The sequence below is a fragment of the Geobacillus sp. CX412 genome (assembly GCF_027942335.1).
Taxonomy (GTDB): domain Bacteria; phylum Bacillota; class Bacilli; order Bacillales; family Anoxybacillaceae; genus Parageobacillus_B; species Parageobacillus_B toebii.
Window position 1 is genome coordinate 1,189,497 of record NZ_CP103461.1, and the last position, 21,489, is coordinate 1,210,985.

The window sequence follows — 21,489 nt, forward strand, 5'->3', positions numbered from 1 at the left end:
ATGATTTATCGAGTAAAGCGGCGCGAATTCGGATGACGAAATATCATTTTGAACAATTGTTGTTAATTGTATTAGATAATGCGGTAAAATATTCGCAACAAGCAAAACAAGTGACCATTTCGATCAAAGAAGAAGAGCGGTTTGTTACGGTTGCGGTAAGAGACTACGGGATCGGAATACCACGGGATCAATTAGAAAAAGTATTTTTGCGGTTCTACCGTGTGGATAAAGCGAGAAGCCGCGAAAAGGGCGGCGTTGGTCTTGGATTAGCCATCACAAAAGAAATGATCGATAAATACGATGGACAAATTACGATTGACAGTGAGGTCGGCAAAGGAACAACCGTTGAGTTATCGATTCCTAGAGGAAAGTAAAGAAAGGTGAGATCAAATGGAACATCTTCACGAAAGTACGATGATGCAGAAAAAAAATATCCAGCACGTCGTAGAAAAATTTCGCAAACGAGGAGTAAAAATTGCGACTTGCAAACCGCGGACAATGATGTCATTATCTTGCATGGAAGAAATCGAGGCGGAAAAAAATAGAGCATGAAAAAGGTGGAAAACGATGGATATTCGTTGTCAGAAGATCATCCCTGCGATGAAAACGATGAAAGATTTTGAGAAATTTTTAAATAGCCGCTATATTTATGGAGTGTTATTAGAAGTGCATATTTCTCAACTGAAAAGCGTGTTTCATTACGCGCGGCAGCATGGAAAAAAACTGATCATTCATACGGATTTAGTTCAAGGGTTGAGCCACGATGAGCATGCGGCGGAATATTTATGCCAAGAATTTCATCCGTACGGGCTTATTTCTACGAGGGGAAATGTCATCACCAAGGCAAGACAAAAAAAGGTGCTTGCCATTCAGCGCATTTTCTTGCTCGATTCACATGCGCTTGAAAAAAGCTATCAATTGATTGAAAAAACAGAACCTGATTGCATTGAGGTGATCCCTGGGGCAATGCCTCATATTATTCGGGAAGTAAAGGAACGAACAGGCAAACCGATTTATGCCGGCGGCCTTATTCGCACCGTGGACGACGTTGAGCGCGCGTTAGAAGCAGGGGCGGTTTCCGTAACCACTTCGAATAAAGATTTATGGAAACACTATGAGTGTTTTTTGTAAGAAACAGGAAAACAGTCATTTCAAAAAGATACCATATTTCACTAGCCAAACAAGCTGTTTTTTGCTATAATAAAAGTAAGTTAATAATAAGTCAGGAGATTAGGAGAGACCATGCATGCATGGTAAGCGGAAGCTTATCGTGTTTGCAATGGTCTCTTTTTGTCTTTTAACAATAAAGGAGGAGTTTTTTCATGACAGCGACATTGTTTTCAAGCAAACAACGTCGTCAACGTTTGGAAGAAATGAGCAAAGAATATTACGATGTATTAGTGATAGGAGGAGGCATTACCGGCTGCGGTATTGCGTTAGACGCAGTCACGCGCGGCATGAAAACAGCGCTTGTGGAAATGCAAGATTTCGCGGCAGGTACTTCCAGCCGTTCGACCAAGCTCGTACACGGCGGACTTCGTTATTTGAAACAATTCGAAGTAAAAATGGTGGCCGAAGTGGGAAAAGAGCGGGCGATCGTTTATGAAAACGGTCCGCATGTCACTACGCCAGAGTGGATGCTTTTGCCGATTCATAAAGGGGGAACGTTTGGCAAATGGAGCACATCTATCGGCTTATGGGTATATGATCATTTAGCCGGGGTGAAAAAAAGCGAACGCCGAATCATGTTAAACGCCCAACAAACATTGCAAAAAGAGCCGTTGATTAAACAGGAAGGCCTTCTAGGAGGCGGCTATTACGTCGAATATCGTACGGATGATGCCCGTTTGACGATAGAAGTCATGAAAAAAGCGGCGGAATTCGGCGCTCATGCCGTAAACTATACGAAGGTGGAAGAATTTCTTTACAATGAAAGCGGCAAGGTGATCGGTGCGCGATGCCGCGATCAGCTAAGCGGCCGCACTTACGAAATACGCGCGAAAAAAGTGATCAACGCTGCCGGGCCATGGGTAGATACGCTGCGGGAAAAAGACCATTCAAAAACGGGGAAAATGCTGCAGCTGACAAAAGGAGTTCATATTGTCATCGATCAAAAACGATTTCCGTTGAAACAAGCGATTTATTTTGATACGCCGGATGGCCGCATGGTATTCGCGATTCCACGCGATGGAAAAACGTATGTCGGCACGACCGATACGTTTTACAACGGAGATATTGCCAACCCGACAATGACAAAAGAAGACCGCGATTATTTACTGCGTGCGATTCGCTATATGTTCCCATCCGTAAACATTACCGCGGATGATATTGAATCAAGCTGGGCGGGTGTTCGGCCGCTTATATATGAAGAAGGAAAAGACCCATCGGAAATTTCACGCAAGGACGAAATTTGGCAATCTCCAACAGGGCTGATTACGATTGCTGGCGGAAAACTAACCGGTTATCGGAAAATGGCAGAAACGGTCGTCGATTTAGTTGCGAAACTGTTGGAAAAAGAAGAAGGACGAACATTCCGTCCATGCCAAACAAAACATTTACCGATTTCCGGCGGAGATGTTGGCGGCTCACAGCAATTGCCAGCCTTTATCGCGAAAAAAGCCGAAGAAGCGGTGCGCTATGGTTTTACGAAAGAAGAAGGGGAACGATTAGCGAAAATATACGGCACCAACGTCGATCAATTATTTGAACTAAGTGAACAATACGATGATTCATGCGGCCTTTCCCGCGAGCAGTTTGTTCGCCTTGTATATGCCATTGACTATGAAATGACCGCAAAACCGATTGATTATTTCATCCGTCGTACTGGCGCGCTATTGTTTGATATCGCTTCTGTTCGCCGCTGGAAAGACCGCGTCACTGCCTTTATGGCCAACTATTTGCAATGGACGGAAGAGCAGACGGCAGCCTATGCAGAAGAACTGGAAAAAGCGTTGCATCAAGCGGTTGTTCCGAGTGAACATGATTAATAAGATAAGTAAAAGCGTTTCGGGAAGCGGCGAGGTCTCACTGAGACTATTTTAAAGGATGGTGCTCAATCCTATTTTCTTGAGCACCATTTTTTTATGTATTATAGATAGCATGCAATTGTTTTTTACTGAATTTTTACTTAAAATAAATAAAAATAATGCAAGCGATTACATCTAATTATTGTTAAGTTGATGAAGAGGGGGATAAAGATGGGGATTACATATAATCCAATTGATTTTACTTGGCTGTTAGAACCAGGCGAGTCGTTTCAAACACCTGAAGTTGTCATGGTGTACTCAGATAGAGGGTTAAACGGGATGTCGCAAACATACCATCAGCTATATCGCACCCGCTTGGCGCGCGGAGTATATCGGGATCGCGAGAGACCAATTCTTATTAATAACTGGGAAGCGACGTATTTGGATTTTAATGAAGAAAAAATTTTGCGCCTTGCGAAAACAGCGGCAGAATTAGGAATTGAGCTATTTGTGTTAGATGACGGTTGGTTTGGCAAACGCGATAATGACCGCAGTTCGTTAGGAGATTGGTTCGTCAATAAACAGAAGCTGCCAAATGGACTAGAAGGGCTGGCAAAAAACATTAACCAAATGGGCATGCAGTTTGGTCTATGGATAGAACCGGAAATGGTTTCAGTGGACAGCGAGCTGTATCGGAAGCATCCAGACTGGTGCCTTCATGTGCCGAATCGTCCGCGATCGGAAGGACGAAATCAGCTTGTGTTGGACTATTCCCGCAAAGAAGTGTGCGACTATATCATTCAAGCCATTTCCGACGTGTTAGCGAGCGCGCCGATTTCGTATGTGAAGTGGGATATGAACCGCCATATGACGGAAATCGGTTCTGCCGCACTGCCGACAGAACGGCAGCGCGAAACGGTGCACCGTTACATGTTAGGGTTATATCGGGTGATGGAGGAAATCACTTCACGTTTTCCGCATATCTTATTTGAAAGTTGTTCCGGCGGTGGAGGACGGTTTGACCCGGGGATGCTATATTACATGCCGCAAACATGGACGAGTGATAATACCGACGCTGTTTCGCGTTTGAAAATCCAATACGGTACAAGTCTCGTTTATCCGATTAGCGCTATGGGCGCTCATGTGTCAGCTGTTCCGAATCATCAAGTTCATCGCATCACCTCGCTGGAAATGCGCGGGCATGTGGCGATGTCGGGAAACTTTGGCTATGAACTGGATTTGACAAAGTTAAGCGAAGAAGAAAAAGCCATTGTCAAGCAGCAAGTCGCATTTTATAAAGACATTCGCCGTCTTGTGCAGTTTGGAACGTTTTACCGAATATTAAGCCCATTTGAAGGAAATGAAACGGCATGGATGTTTGTAGCGGAAGACAAATCAGAAGCGTTTGTCGCTTATTTTCGCGTGCTGGCGGAAGCGAATGCACCGCTGTCGTCTTTGCGGCTTAAAGGGCTGGATCCAAATAAAGATTACGAAATCACCGGAAGCGGAGAAGTGTACGGCGGCGATGAACTGATGTATGTGGGACTGAATGTTCCGGAGCGCCGCGGCGATTTCATCAGCGTCATTTGGCATTTAAAAGAATCGCGTTAATAAGTTGACAACCGGTGTCTAGAACGCGGCTAGACACCGGTTTCTAGTTGAGAGAGTCTTTCTAAAATCCGCCGCTTCCGATACAGTATTTTCCCTGTTTCAGCGATATCTTTAATAAAAGCTCTATTAAACACCGCACCAAAAATAATGCCGACAATTGGAACAAATTGAAACAGCTTTTTCCAGCCGTATTGGTCACGGAATGTCATCATCACTTCGCGCCATCCTTGGATTTGGGAAAAAACTTGCCGATGCTGGTTGGAAAATGACGTAAGCTCGTCCAGAATCGCTTTTTTGCCGACAATATCAGCGGAAGCAAATTGCAAACATTTCACAATAAAAATACGTTCTTTTTTCTCTTTCGGATTATAACCGTAAATAATAGCAATTTCCTGTAATGTTTTTAACGCAAGGCCGAGCAATGCCGGAATGTCAATGGCAAGTGTCAATATACCGCCGACGCCTGTCGTTGCCCCTTGAATTTGAGCAAACGTCACGCGCGCGTCGATTAATTCATCACAAGCGCGGTCCATGGTCGCAAGCGGCAACTGCGCCACTTGTTCTAACGATGGGACGCCCAGCCTCTCCAATATTTTTTCTTCTTTCACTAAATATTGCCCGCCGCTTTGGATATAGCTGCCAAGCTCATCAAGCAGCTGCCCAACTTTTTTATGTACGATGCTCGGTGTCAGCTGATCAAGCACTTTAAACGGCAAGCGCCCAAGTCTTTCCCAAAACCATACATCTTTTTGCTCTTGTTCCCAGCGGGTGATAGTTTGCAGCTCTTGTTGTAATAATTGTTTTGTTTCCATTGGATGCCCCCCCTTATATATAAGATGATGGAATAAGTTACTTCTTATACGTTTTCCAAAAAGAAAATGTTTCTTTTTTATTGATCCATAATAAAAATTTTACTAAAATATTTACTAAAGGTATATTTAGGGGGTATCATTCATGATCACCAATTTAATAAAAACGTTTACTGAAATATTTGGAGGCGGAAATGAAGAAATTCGTATTTTCTTCGCGCCAGGCCGCGTGAATTTAATTGGCGAGCATACCGACTATAACGGCGGGCATGTGCTGCCGTGCGCTTTAGAAATGGGGACGTATGCGCTTGTGCGAAAAACGGCACATCCGTTTATCCGCTTTTACTCAAAAAACTTTCCGGAAACAGGGATCATTACCGTATCTTATGACGACCTATCCTACCAAGACAAGCACGGATGGGCAAATTATCCAAAGGGAGTTATTGCCGCGTTTCAATCGCTTTGTCCGATCGAGACGGGACTTGATATTTTGTATTATGGAACGATCCCGAACGGTGCCGGGTTATCGTCTTCCGCTTCGATTGAATTAGTTACGGCGGTGATGATGAATGAGTTATTCGAGCAGCATATCGATATGCTCGAACTTGTGAAAATGAGCCAAAAAGTAGAAAATGAATATGTCGGCGTCAACTGTGGCATTATGGATCAATTTGCCGTCGGAATGGGAAAGCGAAATCATGCGATTCTCTTAAATTGCCAAACGCTGGCATACCGCTATATTCCTGTGGCGTTCAATCATTGTTCGATTGTCATCGCAAATACGAATAAAAAGCGTGGTTTGGCCGATTCAGCGTATAACGAACGAAGATCGACGTGTGAAGCTGCGCTTTTGAAATTAAAGGAGCATCTAAATATCGAATCGCTTGGCGAGCTGACAAGCAAGCAGTTAGAACAATATGACCACCTTCTTTCTCCAATCGAACAAAAGCGAGCACGCCATGCCGTGACGGAAAATGAACGAACGATAGAGGCGGCTACTGCGTTGGGAAAAGGAGATTTGGCGCGCTTTGGCGAGTTAATGAAACAATCCCACATTTCGTTGCGCGATGATTATGAAGTGACAGGATTAGAGCTTGATACGCTTGTTGAAGCGGCGTGGAACCACGAAGGGACGATCGGCGCCCGTATGACTGGAGCTGGTTTTGGCGGCTGTACCGTAAATATTGTAAAAGATGAGTTTATTCCTTCTTTTATTGAGCAAGTAGGCAATGAATATATGAAAAAAATTGGCTATGAAGCTAGTTTTTATGTTGTGAAAATTGGTGATGGAGCGAAAGAAATAACGGGAGAAAAGGAGATGAGCGTATGATTCTTGTCTGCGGCGGCGCAGGCTATATCGGCAGCCATGCGGTATATCGCTTAATCGAAAAGGGAGAAAAGGTCATTGTTGTTGATAATTTGCAAACAGGGCATCGGGAGGCCGTCCATCCGGAAGCGATCTTTTACGAAGGCGATATTCGCGACCGCGCGTTTTTGCGCGATGTATTTCGTAAGCATGAGATCGATACGGTGATTCATTTCGCCGCCAACTCCCTTGTCGGCGAAAGTATGCAAGAGCCGCTCAAATATTACGACAATAACGTTTACGGTACGCAAGTATTGTTAGAAGTAATGAACGAGTTCGGCGTGAAACAAATCGTCTTTTCCTCAACGGCGGCGGTGTATGGGGAACCAAAACAAATTCCAATTGTGGAAACGGATCCAACGCTGCCAACCAACACATATGGAGAAACGAAATTGGCGATGGAAAAAATGATGAAATGGGTCGATCGTGCTTACGGAATTCGTTACATCTCTCTTCGTTATTTTAATGTCGCGGGGGCATACGGGACGATCATCGGCGAAGACCATAATCCGGAAACGCACTTAATCCCGTTGATTTTAAAAGTGCCGCTTGGGAAGCGGGAAGAGATTCATATTTTTGGAGATGATTACGATACGCCTGACGGTACATGCATCCGCGATTATATTCATGTTCTCGATTTAGTCGACGCCCATATTCTAGCTGTTGAAAAATTGCGAAGCGGTGCGGAAAGCAACGTTTACAACTTAGGAAACGGCAGCGGATTTACCGTAAAAGAAGTTATCGAAGCTGCCCGAAAAGTAACCGGCCATCCGATTCCGGCACGCGTCGTGGCGCGGCGCCCGGGAGACCCGGCGAAGCTTGTCGCATCCTCGGAAAAAGCAAAACGTGAACTCGGCTGGGAGCCGAAGTATACATCGATTATTGATATTGTCGCTTCCGCATGGGAATGGCATCAAGCGAAACCGAACGGATATCGAGGTGTGTGACGGTGGCAGACATTTTTGAAGCGTTAGAACAGCTTATCCAATACGGGATCGCAAACGGACTGATTCATCGTGAAGATATCGTTTACACGCGCAATCGCCTGCTCGCGGCGCTGCAGTTAGAGGAGTGGAAACCAGTGGAGGTAAAGGATGTGTCCTTTTCCTCTCCTTCACCGATATTAGAGGCCATTTTAGATTGGGCGTACGAAAATGGCCGCATCAAGACGAATACGACGACAGAGCGGGATATATGGGACGCCAAGCTGATGAACTGTTTAATGCCGCGTCCATCCGAAGTGATCCGTGAATTTTATGCCAAATACAATAAAGACCCGAAACTAGCAACAGACTGGTTTTATTCTCTTAGCAAAGCCTCCAACTACATTCACACAGCGCGGATTGCGAAAAATAAACAATGGAAAACGAAAACAGAATACGGAGAGATTGATATTACGATCAATTTATCCAAACCAGAGAAAGACCCGAAAGAAATCGCCAAATTAAAAGACGCGCCGGCATCTTCGTACCCAAAGTGCGTGCTATGCAAAGAAAATGAAGGATACGAAGGAACGTGGCATCATCCGGCGCGCTCTAATCATCGCGTCATTCCTCTTACGTTATTAGACGAGAAGTGGTATTTCCAATATTCTCCATATGTGTATTACAATGAACATTGCATCGTGTTCCATGCTGAACATGTTCCGATGAAAATGGAACGAAAAACATTCGCGCGCTTACTTGATTTCATCGAAAAATTTCCGCATTATTTCATCGGCTCGAACGCTGATCTGCCGATTGTCGGCGGCTCGATTTTAGCGCATGATCATTTTCAAGGTGGAAACTACACGTTTGCGATGGAAAAAGCTGAAATCGAAGAATATGTTTCTTTTTCTGCTTTTCCGTCACTCGCGGCAGGGATCGTCCGCTGGCCGATGTCAGTCATTCGCCTTTGCGGCAAAAAAGAGGAAGTGCTCGAAGCGGCTGATGTCATTTACCGGACGTGGCAGACATATAGTGACCCAAGTGTCGATATTTATGCCAAAAGCGGTACTACTTCGCACAACACCGTCACGCCAATCGCCAGACGGCGCGCCGGTTTATTTGAAATGGATATCGTTTTGCGCAATAATCGGACATCACGTGAACATCCATACGGGATTTTTCATCCTCATGAAGAATTGCATCATATTAAAAAGGAGAATATCGGTTTAATTGAAGTGATGGGGCTTGCCGTTTTACCTGGAAGACTTGCGAAAGAATTGGACATATTAGCACAATATCTTATTCAACATACGAAAAAAGAGGATTGGGACCCAGCGTTGTTAAAACATTGGGACTGGTATGAAGAAATTCGCAGCAAATATACAGACATTACGAAAGAAACCGTGTTGGATATTTTACAGCATGAGGTAGGGCAGCGATTTATTACCGTATTAGAACACGCTGGTGTTTTTAAACGAACCGAGAGAGGAAAACAAGCATTTCGTACTTTTTTACGGAAAGTGCAGGAGAAGTTGTCATGATTCGGGAAGGAACGTTCAAAGGACTAAAAAGCATCATTTTGGAAAACAATTATATAAGAGCCGTGTTTTTGCCGGAGTACGGCAGTAAACTCGCTTCGTTAATCGATAAAGAAACGAATAAAGAATGGTTGTTTCAAGCAAAAAGCGATACGCTCACCATACCGAGTTACGGCGCTGTTTTTAGCGACTATGATTCTAGTGGATTCGATGAAGTATTTCCAAGCATCGATGCTTGTTTTGATCCTGTAACGGGAAAGCCGATTCCTGATCACGGAGAAGTATGGGCGCTTCCGCGGGAATATCGTTTGGAAGGGGAGACGGTTGTTTTTACTGTCAAAAGTCCTGTTTTCCCATATACGATGACAAAGCGAGTTTGGTTAGAAATGAATCGACTCTGTTTTGATTCGGTCACCAATGATGGCGACACACGATTTTACTTTATTTGGACCCCTCATGCGCTTTTGCGATGTGACGAATATACAAAAATCATCGTTCCTGACAGTTTGACCAGCGTAATGACCGTCGAACATCAGACGGAACATCTTGGCGAATGGGGAACGATTCATCCGTATCCCGTTACGATTTCGCGAAAAACGGGGAAACCGTTGGATTTATCAAAAATGGAGCCGCCATCTGCGAACAACTGTGAGAAATTTTATTTTACCGAGCGCGTCCCGAAAGGAATGTGCGGAATCGTTCAAGAAAATACAGGACGCAAACTAATGTACCACTATCCAGCGGAAAAAATTCCGTATTTAGGAGTTTGGAAAACACAAGGTGGCTATCGCGGCGACTATAATTTGGCGCTCGAACCATGCACCGGAGTGTACGATAATTTGTCTGTCGCTTATGCCATTCGGAAAGTTTCATTTGTGGAAGCAAAAGGTGTATTTACATGGTGGTTTCAAATAGAAATAGGGGAAAAATAACGATGTACTTAGACGTGGCTTATTATCCGACATGACGAGAAATCTAAAGGTATGCTTGATACATGAAGAATTAGATATGAAGCGAACTTTCATACCCAGTGTAACATCAAGGACATGGAAATGAAGATATTTATTATGATATTGAGAAAATTAGAATTTACATTAGAGCAATTATATAAAAGGAAGGGATCTATTTCACCAATGGCGACGTTAAAAGAAATCGCGGAAAAAGTGGGAGTATCGGTGGCGACGGTGTCACGCGTTCTTAATTATGATACAACCTTATCGGTATCGGATGAAACGAGAAAACGCATTTTCGAAGTAGCTCAACAATTGAATTATAAAACATTGCGGGAACGCAGCCAACAAACGAAAGAACGATTTCGATTTGGGCTGGTTCATTGGTATTCGGAACGGCAAGAACTTGATGATCCGTATTACATGGCGATTCGCTTAGGGGTAGAAAAAGAATGTTTTGAACGGCAAATCGAGCTGGTAAAGTTGTTTAAACAAAACGGTTCCTATCCAGAGGAGCGGATGGAAAATTTAGACGGAATTATTGCGGTTGGAAAGTTTGGGCCAAAAGATGTCAGTGCGTTTGCGGCAAGCACTGAGCATATCGTGTTTGTAGATTGTTCGCCAGATGAGCAAAAATTTGACTCCGTTGTCATTGATTTAAGGAAATCAACGATTACCGTGTTAGACTATCTTCTTCGACTCGGCCATAAAAAAATCGGCTATATTGGCGGACGTGAATATGTAGACGGACAAACGCTTCTTCATGATGAGCGCGAAGCGACGTTTTACGAATATTTATACTTGAAAGGAATATATGATTCGCGATATGTATGGACAGGAAGTTTTACCGCTGAAGACGGCTATCGATTAATGAAACAAGCAATCTCTGCAAAAGACATTCCAACCGCGTTTTTTATCGCCAGTGATTCGATGGCGATTGGGGCGCTGCGCGCGCTTCATGAAGCGCAAATTCCAGTTCCTGATGATATATCTATCGTCGGATTTAATGATATTCCGACTGCCAAATTTATCCACCCGCCATTAACAACGGTAAAAGTGTATACAGAGTTTATGGGAGAGACGGCGGTAGAATTGTTAGTAGAGAGACTAACGACGAAGCGAACCATTTGCAAAAAAGTGGTTGTACCAACAAAACTCATTGTTCGAGAAAGCAGTCAAGTTTGTTCAAAAGGGAGCTGTTCAATGTAGCAGCTCCCTTTACTGCATTAGTGAAATTCGATATCAACGCGCTTTTTCGGACTAGATGTTGTTTTTGGAATATGGATATCGAGCACACCATTTTTATATGTTGCTTTAATGTTATCTGTTGCTGCATCCGATGGCAGCGTAATGGAACGTTGAAAACGGCCGAAAAAGCGTTCGCGGCGATGCATTTGTTCTTCTTTAATGTTTTGGTCTCGCTGGATGGTGCCGCTAATCGTTAAAATATTGTTGTGTACGTCGATGTGCACGTCTTCTTTTTTCTCTAGACCAGGGAGATCGCACGATACGACATATTCGTTTTCCGTTTCATGCATATCCATGCGCGGCATCCCGATATGGTCATCCATATGGGTGAAAAGAGAAGGGAAATCGGTTGAAAAAAATCGGCTAAGGTCCTTGCGCATTGTTTCTAAATGGCGAAATGGATCATAAGGGATTAAAGACATAAACAGCGCCCTCCTTTGGATCGTTAATATATTTGTCATCAAATAGTTTGTTTTAGGCAGCGCTGTTTTATACAAAGATTTTGTGAAAGGTTATTGTATAAAGAATGGGACTCCCAAATACGGAAGCCCCTTTACGCTTTTTATATAACCGACTCGCCCATTCGTTTTATTAGGACTAATCGAATAATGTTTTATCTTAAACGAAATGACCTTACTATGAAAAAGCCTATCGAACCGAAAAGGACTATAAGAAATAGAGCTAAATCCCAAGTCCCGAAAGCTATATCGTGTCCATATGCTATTTTTATATCTTTCCAAATGCTGTAAGATATATAAATTAGTATTTCATTTTTTACAACGTTAATCATGATACGTCCATTTTTGTATTGTCGTTCTATGTTTTCTTCTGTTAAACTGACAATATAATTATAAGCGTGAGGGAATTTTTCAAGAATAGTAGGGCCAATCCATAAAACAGCTCCCATAATCGGATGTAAAAAAATTATTCCTTTGCTTCCCCATTTATCTACTTCTCCGAAAAAGTTATAATGCATTGGCACTCGATTTGGCAAGGAAGGCCATTCCATTAATAAGTACAAAACACTTCCAATGAAAAGTAGTAATGAAATGATATTTAGAGCAATTTCTAACGGTGTCTTTTCTATTTTCAATACTGGGCGGTTTTGAATTTCGATTTTTCTCACCTCCTCCTTTTTTCTCATTATCCATTATTATAAATACGGGTAATATATTGTGTTCTCAACAAACAAGAAGCGGGAAGTCAACTACAGCTAAAGCGTGGCTTGCAACTAGCTAATTGCTGCCGCGTCGCTGTTGACACAAACCCGCGATGTTCGAGCACGTGGGCAGGAGGTACCCAATGACAACAAAACGATCCCTGACAGTCGTTTCTTTGCAATGTCCGCAACGGAAGGTCGGAAGTATTTCTGATGAACCAAACCCCCGGCACGCAGCGATCGCCGCTTTATACTCAATAACATTTCCAATGTTAAAAATGACAAGAGAGTGTTGGACGCTGTTGTTTTTAAAGTTCTGGTGCGTTGGCGGATCCCTTAACTTCAAGGCAATGCGCATCGAGTGCCTTTGCCTTTTCAACAATCTTGCAATCAGTTCACGATCACGCAAATAGTTTCTTCATAGAACGCTTTTTAAGCAGCGTTTCGCTGACTGTGCCTTATTTGGAGTTGCCGAAGTCCAGCGCGCGACCGTTGACCCGAGCCGAAAAACCTCACCGGTCTTCGCGGCGAATATGATGCCAAGGTCCACACCCATAATCGTTTCGGAATTGGTGCTTCGGAACGTCCAACACGAGCATAATAAAAAATACCGTTGAAGATAAATCGCTTGACCAAAAGGTTGCCGCACAGCAACTGTGGTACGGCGTATGACATAGGGATTTCCATTTCCTTGCAAGGTAGGGTGGAGCTATTACCCTTAAAGGAGGATTCTTCATCTACACGATGGCACCGGTTTCTTTAAAGTTATGCAAGGTTTTTTATCCAAACGATAGCTTTCCGACACTTTGCCGATGGCACGAACGGTCATTTGGGCAGAGAGGCCAAATTTTTCCCTGACGTCATAGTAGCAAAGCCGCTGGATTTTCGTTTTGGAAAAGGTTCTGGAGCGAAAAGCAATCTCGCTAATATAATTGCATGTTTGGTTAAACCGTTTCATTGTTTCCAGCAGCGCATGAAACTGTTCAAGAGTTGGCACTAATTTAATCTTGAGAGTGCAGAGCATTCTTGATTCACCTACCTTTCTAAATCCAGTGTACTTATATTGAACGAAAAATTCAATATATACTAAAAATATAAACCCGCCTTCCTCCACAGCTAAAGCAGTGGGCTTCCGGCGGATGTTCTCGTGAATCTTATGCACAAAGCATTTAAGTTTCGGATCTATCCAACGAAAGAACAAGTGTTACTCAATTAACAAATCGATTGGCTGCAGTCGTTTCGTTTTTAATTACTTCTTAGCCAAGTGGAATGAAGCCTATGAACAAACAGGTAAAGGTCTAACCTATAACATTTGTGCAATCAGTTAAACCAATTGAAAAAGGAATTGGAATGGTTAAAAGAGGTCGATTCTACCGCACTTCAAAATGCGCTAAAACATCTGGACGATTTTCAAAAAACAGAATAACGTCCACGCTTCAAAAGCAAAAAAATCCTGTTTACAACTTTGCTCTAACTAATTGTGGATATCAAAACAAAGAAGTCAAAAACCTAACCTTGCGGGTGTGGACATGTTCGAATTGTAGAACACATCATGACCGAGATGTAAACACCGCAAGAAATATCTTACAAGAAGGTATGAGATTAATCACTGCTGGACCGGCGGATTGAGCTCGGTCCATTTCTCTTCGGTAGAAGGGATTACCCAAGAATCCTCTGCCTTTAGGCACGGGGGGTGGTCAATTGTTCCATCACATTTATATGAATATGAATTAAAGATAATTTTTCTTGTTCAGATAGATTTGAGTTTATAATCCTTTTGATTGCATAATAAAATTTTATTTCAGGAGACTGACGTGTACGAGGATGAGACATTTCATCACGTATTTCTTTTGCGATCGTTTCATAAAGAAGTGATTGGCTTTCTTGTTCATTCAGTTTTTCTGTTGTTAGGGAGCGATTTTTCCATAGGCTTTGATATGCTTCTAACAATACGGAAAATGAATGTTCCATTATATATTACTACTCCTTCCTTCGAATAAATGAATGTATATACACATTGTTTGCAAAGATGTTTCGATGATTATTTATTATATTTAATGTTGAAAGCGGTTGTCAAAAATTACACGAAATTTTCTTCCAAAAAATATATTGACAAAGTATAAATAAATTTATATAATATAATCCGTCGTTTAAATCGATGCTTTTAATTGTTCAAATAAATAAACAAAAAATATTGACAACATATGATGGCGTGAATATAATCATTAATTGCTCGAAACAACAAAACTATAAAATATGAATATGAATTAGAAAAGTAAATATTTATTGACAATCTTGGATATTTAATTATAATATGTTGACAGGTAATGTTCTTTGAAAACTGAACAAAACGAAGCGTCCACAACGAAAAGCTGAAGTGCCGCGATTAGCTCTCGGAGCCAAATGTTCTTCACCCCGCTGAAGTGCTTGCACTTCGAGGGGGAAGGTTATTTGGCACAAGAGAGCTAGGCACTGAAGCTAGACAATACGAAAAGCGAAGGCGGCTTGACACCTTCGGTGTCAGTGCCGAATTAAATAAGCCAATCAACTTTCTTTTTGGAGAGTTTGATCCTGGCTCAGGACGAACGCTGGCGGCGTGCCTAATACATGCAAGTCGAGCGGACCGAACGGAAGCTTGCTTCTGTTTGGTTAGCGGCGGACGGGTGAGTAACACGTGGGTAACCTGCCCGTAAGACCGGGATAACTCCGGGAAACCGGGGCTAATACCGGATAACACCGAAGACCGCATGGTCTTTGGTTGAAAGGTGGCTTTTGCTACCACTTACGGATGGGCCCGCGGCGCATTAGCTAGTTGGTGAGGTAACGGCTCACCAAGGCGACGATGCGTAGCCGGCCTGAGAGGGTGACCGGCCACACTGGGACTGAGACACGGCCCAGACTCCTACGGGAGGCAGCAGTAGGGAATCTTCCGCAATGGACGAAAGTCTGACGGAGCGACGCCGCGTGAGCGAAGAAGGTCTTCGGATCGTAAAGCTCTGTTGTTAGGGAAGAAGAAGTACCGTTCGAATAGGGCGGTACGGTGACGGTACCTAACGAGAAAGCCCCGGCTAACTACGTGCCAGCAGCCGCGGTAATACGTAGGGGGCGAGCGTTGTCCGGAATTATTGGGCGTAAAGCGCGCGCAGGCGGTCCCTTAAGTCTGATGTGAAAGCCCACGGCTCAACCGTGGAGGGTCATTGGAAACTGGGGGACTTGAGTGCAGAAGAGGAGAGCGGAATTCCACGTGTAGCGGTGAAATGCGTAGAGATGTGGAGGAACACCAGTGGCGAAGGCGGCTCTCTGGTCTGTAACTGACGCTGAGGCGCGAAAGCGTGGGGAGCAAACAGGATTAGATACCCTGGTAGTCCACGCCGTAAACGATGAGTGCTAAGTGTTAGAGGGGTTTTCCCTTTAGTGCTGTAGCTAACGCGTTAAGCACTCCGCCTGGGGAGTACGGCCGCAAGGCTGAAACTCAAAGGAATTGACGGGGGCCCGCACAAGCGGTGGAGCATGTGGTTTAATTCGAAGCAACGCGAAGAACCTTACCAGGTCTTGACATCCCCTGACAACCCTGGAGACAGGGCGTTCCCCCTTCGGGGGGACAGGGTGACAGGTGGTGCATGGTTGTCGTCAGCTCGTGTCGTGAGATGTTGGGTTAAGTCCCGCAACGAGCGCAACCCTCGCCCCTAGTTGCCAGCATTCAGTTGGGCACTCTAGGGGGACTGCCGGTGACAAACCGGAGGAAGGTGGGGATGACGTCAAATCATCATGCCCCTTATGACCTGGGCTACACACGTGCTACAATGGGCGGTACAAAGGGCTGCGAACCCGCGAGGGGGAGCGAATCCCAAAAAGCCGCTCTCAGTTCGGATTGCAGGCTGCAACTCGCCTGCATGAAGCCGGAATCGCTAGTAATCGCGGATCAGCATGCCGCGGTGAATACGTTCCCGGGCCTTGTACACACCGCCCGTCACACCACGAGAGCTTGCAACACCCGAAGTCGGTGAGGTAACCCGTAAGGGAGCCAGCCGCCGAAGGTGGGGCAAGTGATTGGGGTGAAGTCGTAACAAGGTAGCCGTACCGGAAGGTGCGGCTGGATCACCTCCTTTCTAAGGACTGTATGTGTGTGAAATAAGGTGGGCGCTTCGGGTTTGTTCAGTTTTGAGGGAACATTACCCATTCCTTCAAACGTTTTGTGTCTGCGTCTGCTAGTGAATTCGAGGAAGCAGGATTCCTCGACACAAGGTAGCAGAGAAGTTGATTCAAGGCAGTAGCCTTGTTCAGTTTTGAGGGAACATGTTTAATGTTCTTTCAAAACAGAGGCTTTGTGTCAGAAGCAGTCTTGTGCCTGCGTCTACAAGCAGGTTCGAGGGAGTTAGGTTCCTCGGCACAAAGCTGCAGAGAAGCGAACTCAAAGTAGTAGCTTCGTTCCTTGAAAACTAGATAACCGGAAGGAAAAGCGGAGGCGCCGCGGTTAGCTCTCGAAGCCAAATGTTCTTCACCCGCAGAAGTGCTTGCACTTCGAGGGGGAAGGTTATTTGGCACAAGAGAGCTAGGCGCCGAAGCTAGACAGTGGAAGAAGCCGAGAAGCGAAGGCGGCAAGCATGAAGCTGTTTTCGCATGGTTAAGTTAGAAAGGGCGCACGGTGGATGCCTTGGCACTAGGAGCCGATGAAGGACGGGGCAAACGCCGAAACGCTTCGGGGAGCTGTAAGCAAGCGTTGATCCGGAGATGTCCGAATGGGGAAACCCACTGTCCGTAATGGGGCAGTATCCATACCTGAATCCATAGGGTATGGAGGGCACACCCGGGGAACTGAAACATCTAAGTACCCGGAGGAGAAGAAAGCAACCGCGATTCCCTGAGTAGCGGCGAGCGAAACGGGAACAGCCCAAACCAAGAGGCTTGCCTCTTGGGGTTGTAGGACCACTCATGATGGGAGTTACAAAGGAACGGGGTAGACGAAGCGGTCTGGAAAGGCCCGCCAGAGAAGGTGACAGCCCTGTAGTCGAAACTTCGTTCCCTCCCGAGTGGATCCTGAGTACGGCGGGACACGGGGAATCCCGTCGGAAGCAGGGAGGACCATCTCCCAAGGCTAAATACTCCCTAGTGACCGATAGTGAACCAGTACCGTGAGGGAAAGGTGAAAAGCACCCCGGAAGGGGAGTGAAAGAGAACCTGAAACCGTGTGCCTACAAGTAGTCAGAGCCCGTTTATGGGTGATGGCGTGCCTTTTGTAGAATGAACCGGCGAGTTACGATGACGTGCGAGGTTAAGTCGAAGAGACGGAGCCGCAGCGAAAGCGAGTCTGAATAGGGCGTTTAGTACGTCGACCCGAAACCAGGTGATCTACCCATGTCCAGGGTGAAGGTAGGGTAACACCTACTGGAGGCCCGAACCCACGTACGTTGAAAAGTGCGGGGATGAGGTGTGGGTAGGGGTGAAATGCCAATCGAACCTGGAGATAGCTGGTTCTCCCCGAAATAGCTTTAGGGCTAGCCTCAAGGGAAGAGTCTTGGAGGTAGAGCACTGATTGAGCTAGGGGCCCTCATCGGGTTACCGAACTCAGTCAAACTCCGAATGCCAACGACTTATCCTTGGGAGTCAGACTACGAGTGATAAGATCCGTGGTCGAGAGGGAAACAGCCCAGACCACCAGCTAAGGTCCCAAAGTGCACGTTAAGTGGAAAAGGATGTGGAGTTGCCCAGACAACCAGGATGTTGGCTTAGAAGCAGCCATCATTTAAAGAGTGCGTAATAGCTCACTGGTCGAGTGACTCTGCGCCGAAAATGTACCGGGGCTAAACGTGCCACCGAAGCTGTGGGATGACCGTTGGTCATCGGTAGGGGAGCAGCGCGCCGAAGCGGGACCGGAAGGACTCGTGGAGCGCTTAGAAGTGAGAATGCCGGTGTGAGTAGCGAAAACAGAGGTGAGAATCCTCTGCACCGAAAGCCTAAGGTTTCCTGAGGAAGGTTCGTCCGCTCAGGGTTAGTCGGGACCTAAGCCGAGGCCGAAAGGCGTAGGTGATGGGCAACAGGTTGAGATTCCTGTACCACCTCCTCACCGTTTGAGCAATGGGGGGACGCAGGAAGGTAGGGCGAGCAGGCTGCTGGAATAGCCTGTCCAAGCGGTTAGGCTGCCAGATAGGCAAATCCGTCTGGCGTAAAGGCTGAGCCGTGATGGCGAAGGGACCATCGGTCCCGAAGTCCCCGATCCTACACTGCCAAGAAAAGCCTCTAGCGAGGTGAGAGGTGCCCGTACCGCAAACCGACACAGGTAGGCGAGGAGAGAATCCTAAGGTGCGCGGGAGAACTCTCGTTAAGGAACTCGGCAAAATGACCCCGTAACTTCGGGAGAAGGGGTGCTCTCTTGGGTGATGAGCCCGAGAGAGCCGCAGTGAAAAGGCCCAAGCGACTGTTTACCAAAAACACAGGTCTCTGCGAAGCCGAAGGGCGAAGTATAGGGGCTGACACCTGCCCGGTGCTGGAAGGTTAAGGGGAGCGCTTAAGCCGCAAGGCTGAAGGTGCGAACCGAAGCCCCAGTAAACGGCGGCCGTAACTATAACGGTCCTAAGGTAGCGAAATTCCTTGTCGGGTAAGTTCCGACCCGCACGAAAGGTGTAACGACTTGGGCACTGTCTCAACGAGAGACCCGGTGAAATCATACTACCTGTGAAGATGCAGGTTACCCGCGACAGGACGGAAAGACCCGTGGAGCTTTACTGCAGCCTGATATGGAATTTTGGTATCGCTTGTACAGGATAGGTGGGAGCCTGAGAAGCCGGAGCGCCAGCTTCGGTGGAGGCGCCGGTGGGATACCACCCTGGCGGTATTGAAATTCTAACCCGCACCCCTTATCGGGGTGGGAGACAGTGTCAGGTGGGCAGTTTGACTGGGGCGGTCGCCTCCCAAAAGGTAACGGAGGCGCCCAAAGGTTCCCTCAGAATGGTTGGAAATCATTCGTAGAGTGCAAAGGCACAAGGGAGCTTGACTGCGAGACGGACAGGTCGAGCAGGGACGAAAGTCGGGCTTAGTGATCCGGTGGTTCCGTATGGAAGGGCCATCGCTCAACGGATAAAAGCTACCCCGGGGATAACAGGCTGATCTCCCCCAAGAGTCCACATCGACGGGGAGGTTTGGCACCTCGATGTCGGCTCATCGCATCCTGGGGCTGTAGTCGGTCCCAAGGGTTGGGCTGTTCGCCCATTAAAGCGGTACGCGAGCTGGGTTCAGAACGTCGTGAGACAGTTCGGTCCCTATCCGTCGCGGGCGCAGGAAATTTGAGAGGAGCTGTCCTTAGTACGAGAGGACCGGGATGGACGCACCGCTGGTGTACCAGTTGTCCCGCCAGGGGCACCGCTGGGTAGCTATGTGCGGAAGGGATAAGCGCTGAAAGCATCTAAGCGTGAAGCCCCCCTCAAGATGAGATTTCCCATCGCGTCAAGCGAGTAAGATCCCTCGAAGATGACGAGGTCGATAGGTCCGAGGTGGAAGCGTGGCGACACGTGGAGCTGACGGATACTAATCGATCGAGGACTTAACCAAGCGGAAAAGCGGAGGCGAGCGCTTAGCGCCAAAAGGAAAATGTTCTTCCGACGAGACATGCTTGCATGTCGACGGAGGAAGGTTATTTTCCGCAAGGCGCTGTGAGCCGGAGCTGGACAAAGCGAAAAGTGGAGGACGCTAGGAGCTAGACAACGGAAAAGCGTAGGCCGCCTACGCAAAACGGCTTCTTCCAAACAGACGGTTATCTAGTTTTGAGGGAATGAACATATATAAAATAGAAGTAATTTAGTGATAAAACGCCGTTTTGCCAAGATAGGAATCATGAATTTTAAGTTTCGTCTTTCGCTTCATAAAGTAATGTGCGCTCGTAGCTCAACTGGATAGAGCGTCTGACTACGGATCAGAAGGTTAGGGGTTCGAGTCCTCTCGAGCGCGCCATTTCGGGAAGTAGCTCAGCTTGGTAGAGCACATGGTTTGGGACCATGGGGTCGCAGGTTCGAATCCTGTCTTCCCGACCATGAGAAGAGTTTACATACATATACATAACTTTTATACATAATGTATATTAGAGTAAATACAAAAACTCTTGGCTTTAGTCATGTAGAGTTTTAAATTCCATTAGAACGGCAAGTTAAGTATTTCAGTTTATTTGGGATAGATAGGGAAGTGGATAGACTTGGAGGAGTGTAAATCCGCTCCCTTTGGATTTAGCGGTTTGAATGATATGATATAGGGGCATAGTTTAATGGTAGAACAGAGGTCTCCAAAACCTCCGGTGTGGGTTCGATTCCTACTGCCCCTGTATAAACCTTAAAATGAAGTTTAGCAAGCGATGAAATGATGATACATTGGGCTATAGCCAAGTGGTAAGGCAACGGACTTTGACTCCGTGATGCGCTGGTTCGAATCCAGCTAGCCCAGCCAATTGCGGAAGTAGTTCAGTGGTAGAACACCACCTTGCCAAGGTGGGGGTCGCGGGTTCGAGTCCCGTCTTCCGCTTTTCTTGGCGGCATAGCCAAGTGGTAAGGCAGAGGTCTGCAAAACCTTCATCCCCGGTTCGAATCCGGGTGCCGCCTCCAATTGTGCGGGTGTAGTTTAGTGGTAAAACTTCAGCTTCCCAAGCTGACGTCGTGGGTTCGATTCCCATCACCCGCTTTTTTTTCTTACTTCTAGTTGTCGCAATATCATTAAAAACTGTTAGAACATTGCCTCGATGCATCTGGCTTCCCTTGAGCCAGCTCGTAGAGGAAGAGGCAGCGAAGCTAAAGAGTGTATAACACCATGTCCCAGTAGCTCAGCCGGATAGAGCAACGAGCATTACATCTATGAATCCACTGCGAGTTGTCTCGACGCATCCCGCTTCCTTGAGTTAGCTAGTAGAGGAAGAGACAGCCAGCTAAAAATATAAGT

General features: G+C 46.0%; 15 protein-coding genes, 7 tRNA genes, 2 rRNA genes and 2 pseudogenes. 21 read left to right on the forward strand and 5 right to left on the reverse strand.

What is annotated here, in order from left to right; all coding sequences use genetic code 11:
- The first annotated feature begins 32 nt into the window (after positions 1-32).
- The 5 genes and pseudogenes from NXM86_RS06245 to NXM86_RS06265 all read left to right on the forward strand — a co-directional run.
- Complete coding sequence (locus tag NXM86_RS06245) at positions 33-374, forward strand: sensor histidine kinase (protein ID WP_498958757.1); 342 nt, start codon at positions 33-35, stop codon at positions 372-374.
- Between the two features lie 16 nt (positions 375-390).
- Positions 391-552, forward strand: a complete 162-nt coding sequence (locus NXM86_RS06250) for a hypothetical protein (protein WP_162839694.1) — start codon at positions 391-393, stop codon at positions 550-552.
- Positions 553-567: 15 nt separating this feature from the next.
- Positions 568-1,131: a glycerol-3-phosphate responsive antiterminator gene (locus NXM86_RS06255; RefSeq protein ID WP_081189453.1), complete on the forward strand. Its 564-nt coding sequence runs from the start codon at positions 568-570 to the stop codon at positions 1,129-1,131.
- A gap of 191 nt (positions 1,132-1,322) precedes the next feature.
- On the forward strand, positions 1,323-2,987 hold the full coding sequence (locus NXM86_RS06260; RefSeq protein ID WP_089097832.1) for a glycerol-3-phosphate dehydrogenase/oxidase: 1,665 nt from the start codon (positions 1,323-1,325) through the stop codon (positions 2,985-2,987).
- A 204-nt stretch (positions 2,988-3,191) separates the two neighbouring features.
- A pseudogene (locus tag NXM86_RS06265) lies at positions 3,192-4,577 on the forward strand (alpha-galactosidase); the annotation flags it as partial.
- A 29-nt stretch (positions 4,578-4,606) separates the two neighbouring features.
- Here the strand turns inward: NXM86_RS06265 and NXM86_RS06270 are convergent.
- A complete protein-coding gene (locus tag NXM86_RS06270; protein ID WP_498958758.1) occupies positions 4,607-5,389 on the reverse strand; it encodes an EcsC family protein in 783 nt (260 codons plus the stop codon).
- A 142-nt stretch (positions 5,390-5,531) separates the two neighbouring features.
- Between NXM86_RS06270 and NXM86_RS06275 the strand changes: the two genes are divergently transcribed.
- The 5 genes from NXM86_RS06275 (at position 5,532) to NXM86_RS06295 (ending at position 11,375) form a co-directional block, all read left to right on the forward strand.
- A complete protein-coding gene (locus NXM86_RS06275; protein WP_498958759.1) occupies positions 5,532-6,716 on the forward strand; it encodes a galactokinase in 1,185 nt (394 codons plus the stop codon).
- Entirely contained in the window at positions 6,713-7,699 is a 987-nt protein-coding gene (gene galE / locus NXM86_RS06280) for a UDP-glucose 4-epimerase GalE (protein ID WP_171698693.1), read from the forward strand. Before NXM86_RS06275 ends, galE begins: the two co-directional genes overlap by 4 nt.
- 2 nt (positions 7,700-7,701) lie before the next feature.
- Positions 7,702-9,219, forward strand: coding sequence for a UDP-glucose--hexose-1-phosphate uridylyltransferase (gene galT, locus NXM86_RS06285; RefSeq protein WP_498958761.1), 1,518 nt, complete (start codon positions 7,702-7,704; stop codon positions 9,217-9,219).
- Positions 9,216-10,148 (forward strand): aldose epimerase family protein, encoded by a 933-nt coding sequence (locus NXM86_RS06290; protein ID WP_498958762.1) that lies wholly within the window; start codon positions 9,216-9,218, stop codon positions 10,146-10,148. Before galT ends, NXM86_RS06290 begins: the two co-directional genes overlap by 4 nt.
- Before the next feature lie 201 nt (positions 10,149-10,349).
- On the forward strand, positions 10,350-11,375 hold the full coding sequence (locus NXM86_RS06295; RefSeq protein WP_089097826.1) for a LacI family DNA-binding transcriptional regulator: 1,026 nt from the start codon (positions 10,350-10,352) through the stop codon (positions 11,373-11,375).
- A gap of 17 nt (positions 11,376-11,392) precedes the next feature.
- Here the strand turns inward: NXM86_RS06295 and NXM86_RS06300 are convergent, their stop codons facing one another.
- The 3 genes from NXM86_RS06300 to NXM86_RS06310 form a co-directional block, all read right to left on the reverse strand.
- A complete protein-coding gene (locus NXM86_RS06300) occupies positions 11,393-11,836 on the reverse strand; it encodes an Hsp20/alpha crystallin family protein (protein WP_062752630.1) in 444 nt (147 codons plus the stop codon).
- A 191-nt stretch (positions 11,837-12,027) separates the two neighbouring features.
- Entirely contained in the window at positions 12,028-12,540 is a 513-nt protein-coding gene (locus NXM86_RS06305) for a DUF1648 domain-containing protein (RefSeq protein ID WP_498958763.1), read from the reverse strand.
- A gap of 766 nt (positions 12,541-13,306) precedes the next feature.
- Positions 13,307-13,597, reverse strand: a complete 291-nt coding sequence (locus NXM86_RS06310) for a hypothetical protein (RefSeq protein ID WP_498958764.1) — start codon at positions 13,595-13,597, stop codon at positions 13,307-13,309.
- A 132-nt stretch (positions 13,598-13,729) separates the two neighbouring features.
- On the opposite strand from NXM86_RS06310, the pseudogene NXM86_RS06315 reads away from it, so the two are divergent.
- Together NXM86_RS06315 and NXM86_RS06320 are read left to right on the forward strand one after the other, a co-directional pair.
- A pseudogene (locus NXM86_RS06315) lies at positions 13,730-13,996 on the forward strand (helix-turn-helix domain-containing protein); the annotation flags it as partial.
- Positions 13,924-14,202: a zinc ribbon domain-containing protein gene (locus NXM86_RS06320; RefSeq protein WP_498958765.1), complete on the forward strand. Its 279-nt coding sequence runs from the start codon at positions 13,924-13,926 to the stop codon at positions 14,200-14,202. The pseudogene NXM86_RS06315 and the gene NXM86_RS06320, both read left to right, overlap by 73 nt.
- 51 nt (positions 14,203-14,253) lie before the next feature.
- Here the strand turns inward: NXM86_RS06320 and yoyC are convergent, their stop codons facing one another.
- The gene (gene yoyC / locus NXM86_RS06325) at positions 14,254-14,544 is read right to left on the reverse strand and encodes a protein YoyC (protein WP_498958766.1); all 291 of its coding nucleotides are present in this window, start codon (positions 14,542-14,544) and stop codon (positions 14,254-14,256) included.
- A 582-nt stretch (positions 14,545-15,126) separates the two neighbouring features.
- Between yoyC and NXM86_RS06330 the strand changes: the two genes are divergently transcribed.
- The 9 genes from NXM86_RS06330 to NXM86_RS06370 all read left to right on the forward strand — a co-directional run bounded on the left by NXM86_RS06330 (position 15,127) and on the right by NXM86_RS06370 (position 21,234).
- Positions 15,127-16,682 (forward strand): 16S ribosomal RNA (locus NXM86_RS06330).
- A gap of 513 nt (positions 16,683-17,195) precedes the next feature.
- Positions 17,196-20,118 (forward strand): 23S ribosomal RNA (locus NXM86_RS06335).
- Together the 16S and 23S rRNA genes with 7 tRNA genes alongside form the textbook arrangement of a ribosomal RNA operon.
- Positions 20,119-20,440: 322 nt before the next feature.
- Positions 20,441-20,517: transfer RNA gene (locus tag NXM86_RS06340), tRNA-Arg, on the forward strand.
- A gap of 3 nt (positions 20,518-20,520) precedes the next feature.
- Positions 20,521-20,597: transfer RNA gene (locus tag NXM86_RS06345), tRNA-Pro, on the forward strand.
- A 213-nt stretch (positions 20,598-20,810) separates the two neighbouring features.
- Positions 20,811-20,881, forward strand: a tRNA-Trp gene (locus NXM86_RS06350).
- A gap of 47 nt (positions 20,882-20,928) precedes the next feature.
- Positions 20,929-21,003: transfer RNA gene (locus NXM86_RS06355), tRNA-Gln, on the forward strand.
- Positions 21,004-21,006: 3 nt separating this feature from the next.
- Positions 21,007-21,078, forward strand: a tRNA-Gly gene (locus NXM86_RS06360).
- Between the two features lie 6 nt (positions 21,079-21,084).
- Positions 21,085-21,158, forward strand: a tRNA-Cys gene (locus NXM86_RS06365).
- Positions 21,159-21,163: 5 nt separating this feature from the next.
- Positions 21,164-21,234: transfer RNA gene (locus NXM86_RS06370), tRNA-Gly, on the forward strand.
- The last annotated feature ends 255 nt before the right edge of the window (positions 21,235-21,489 follow it).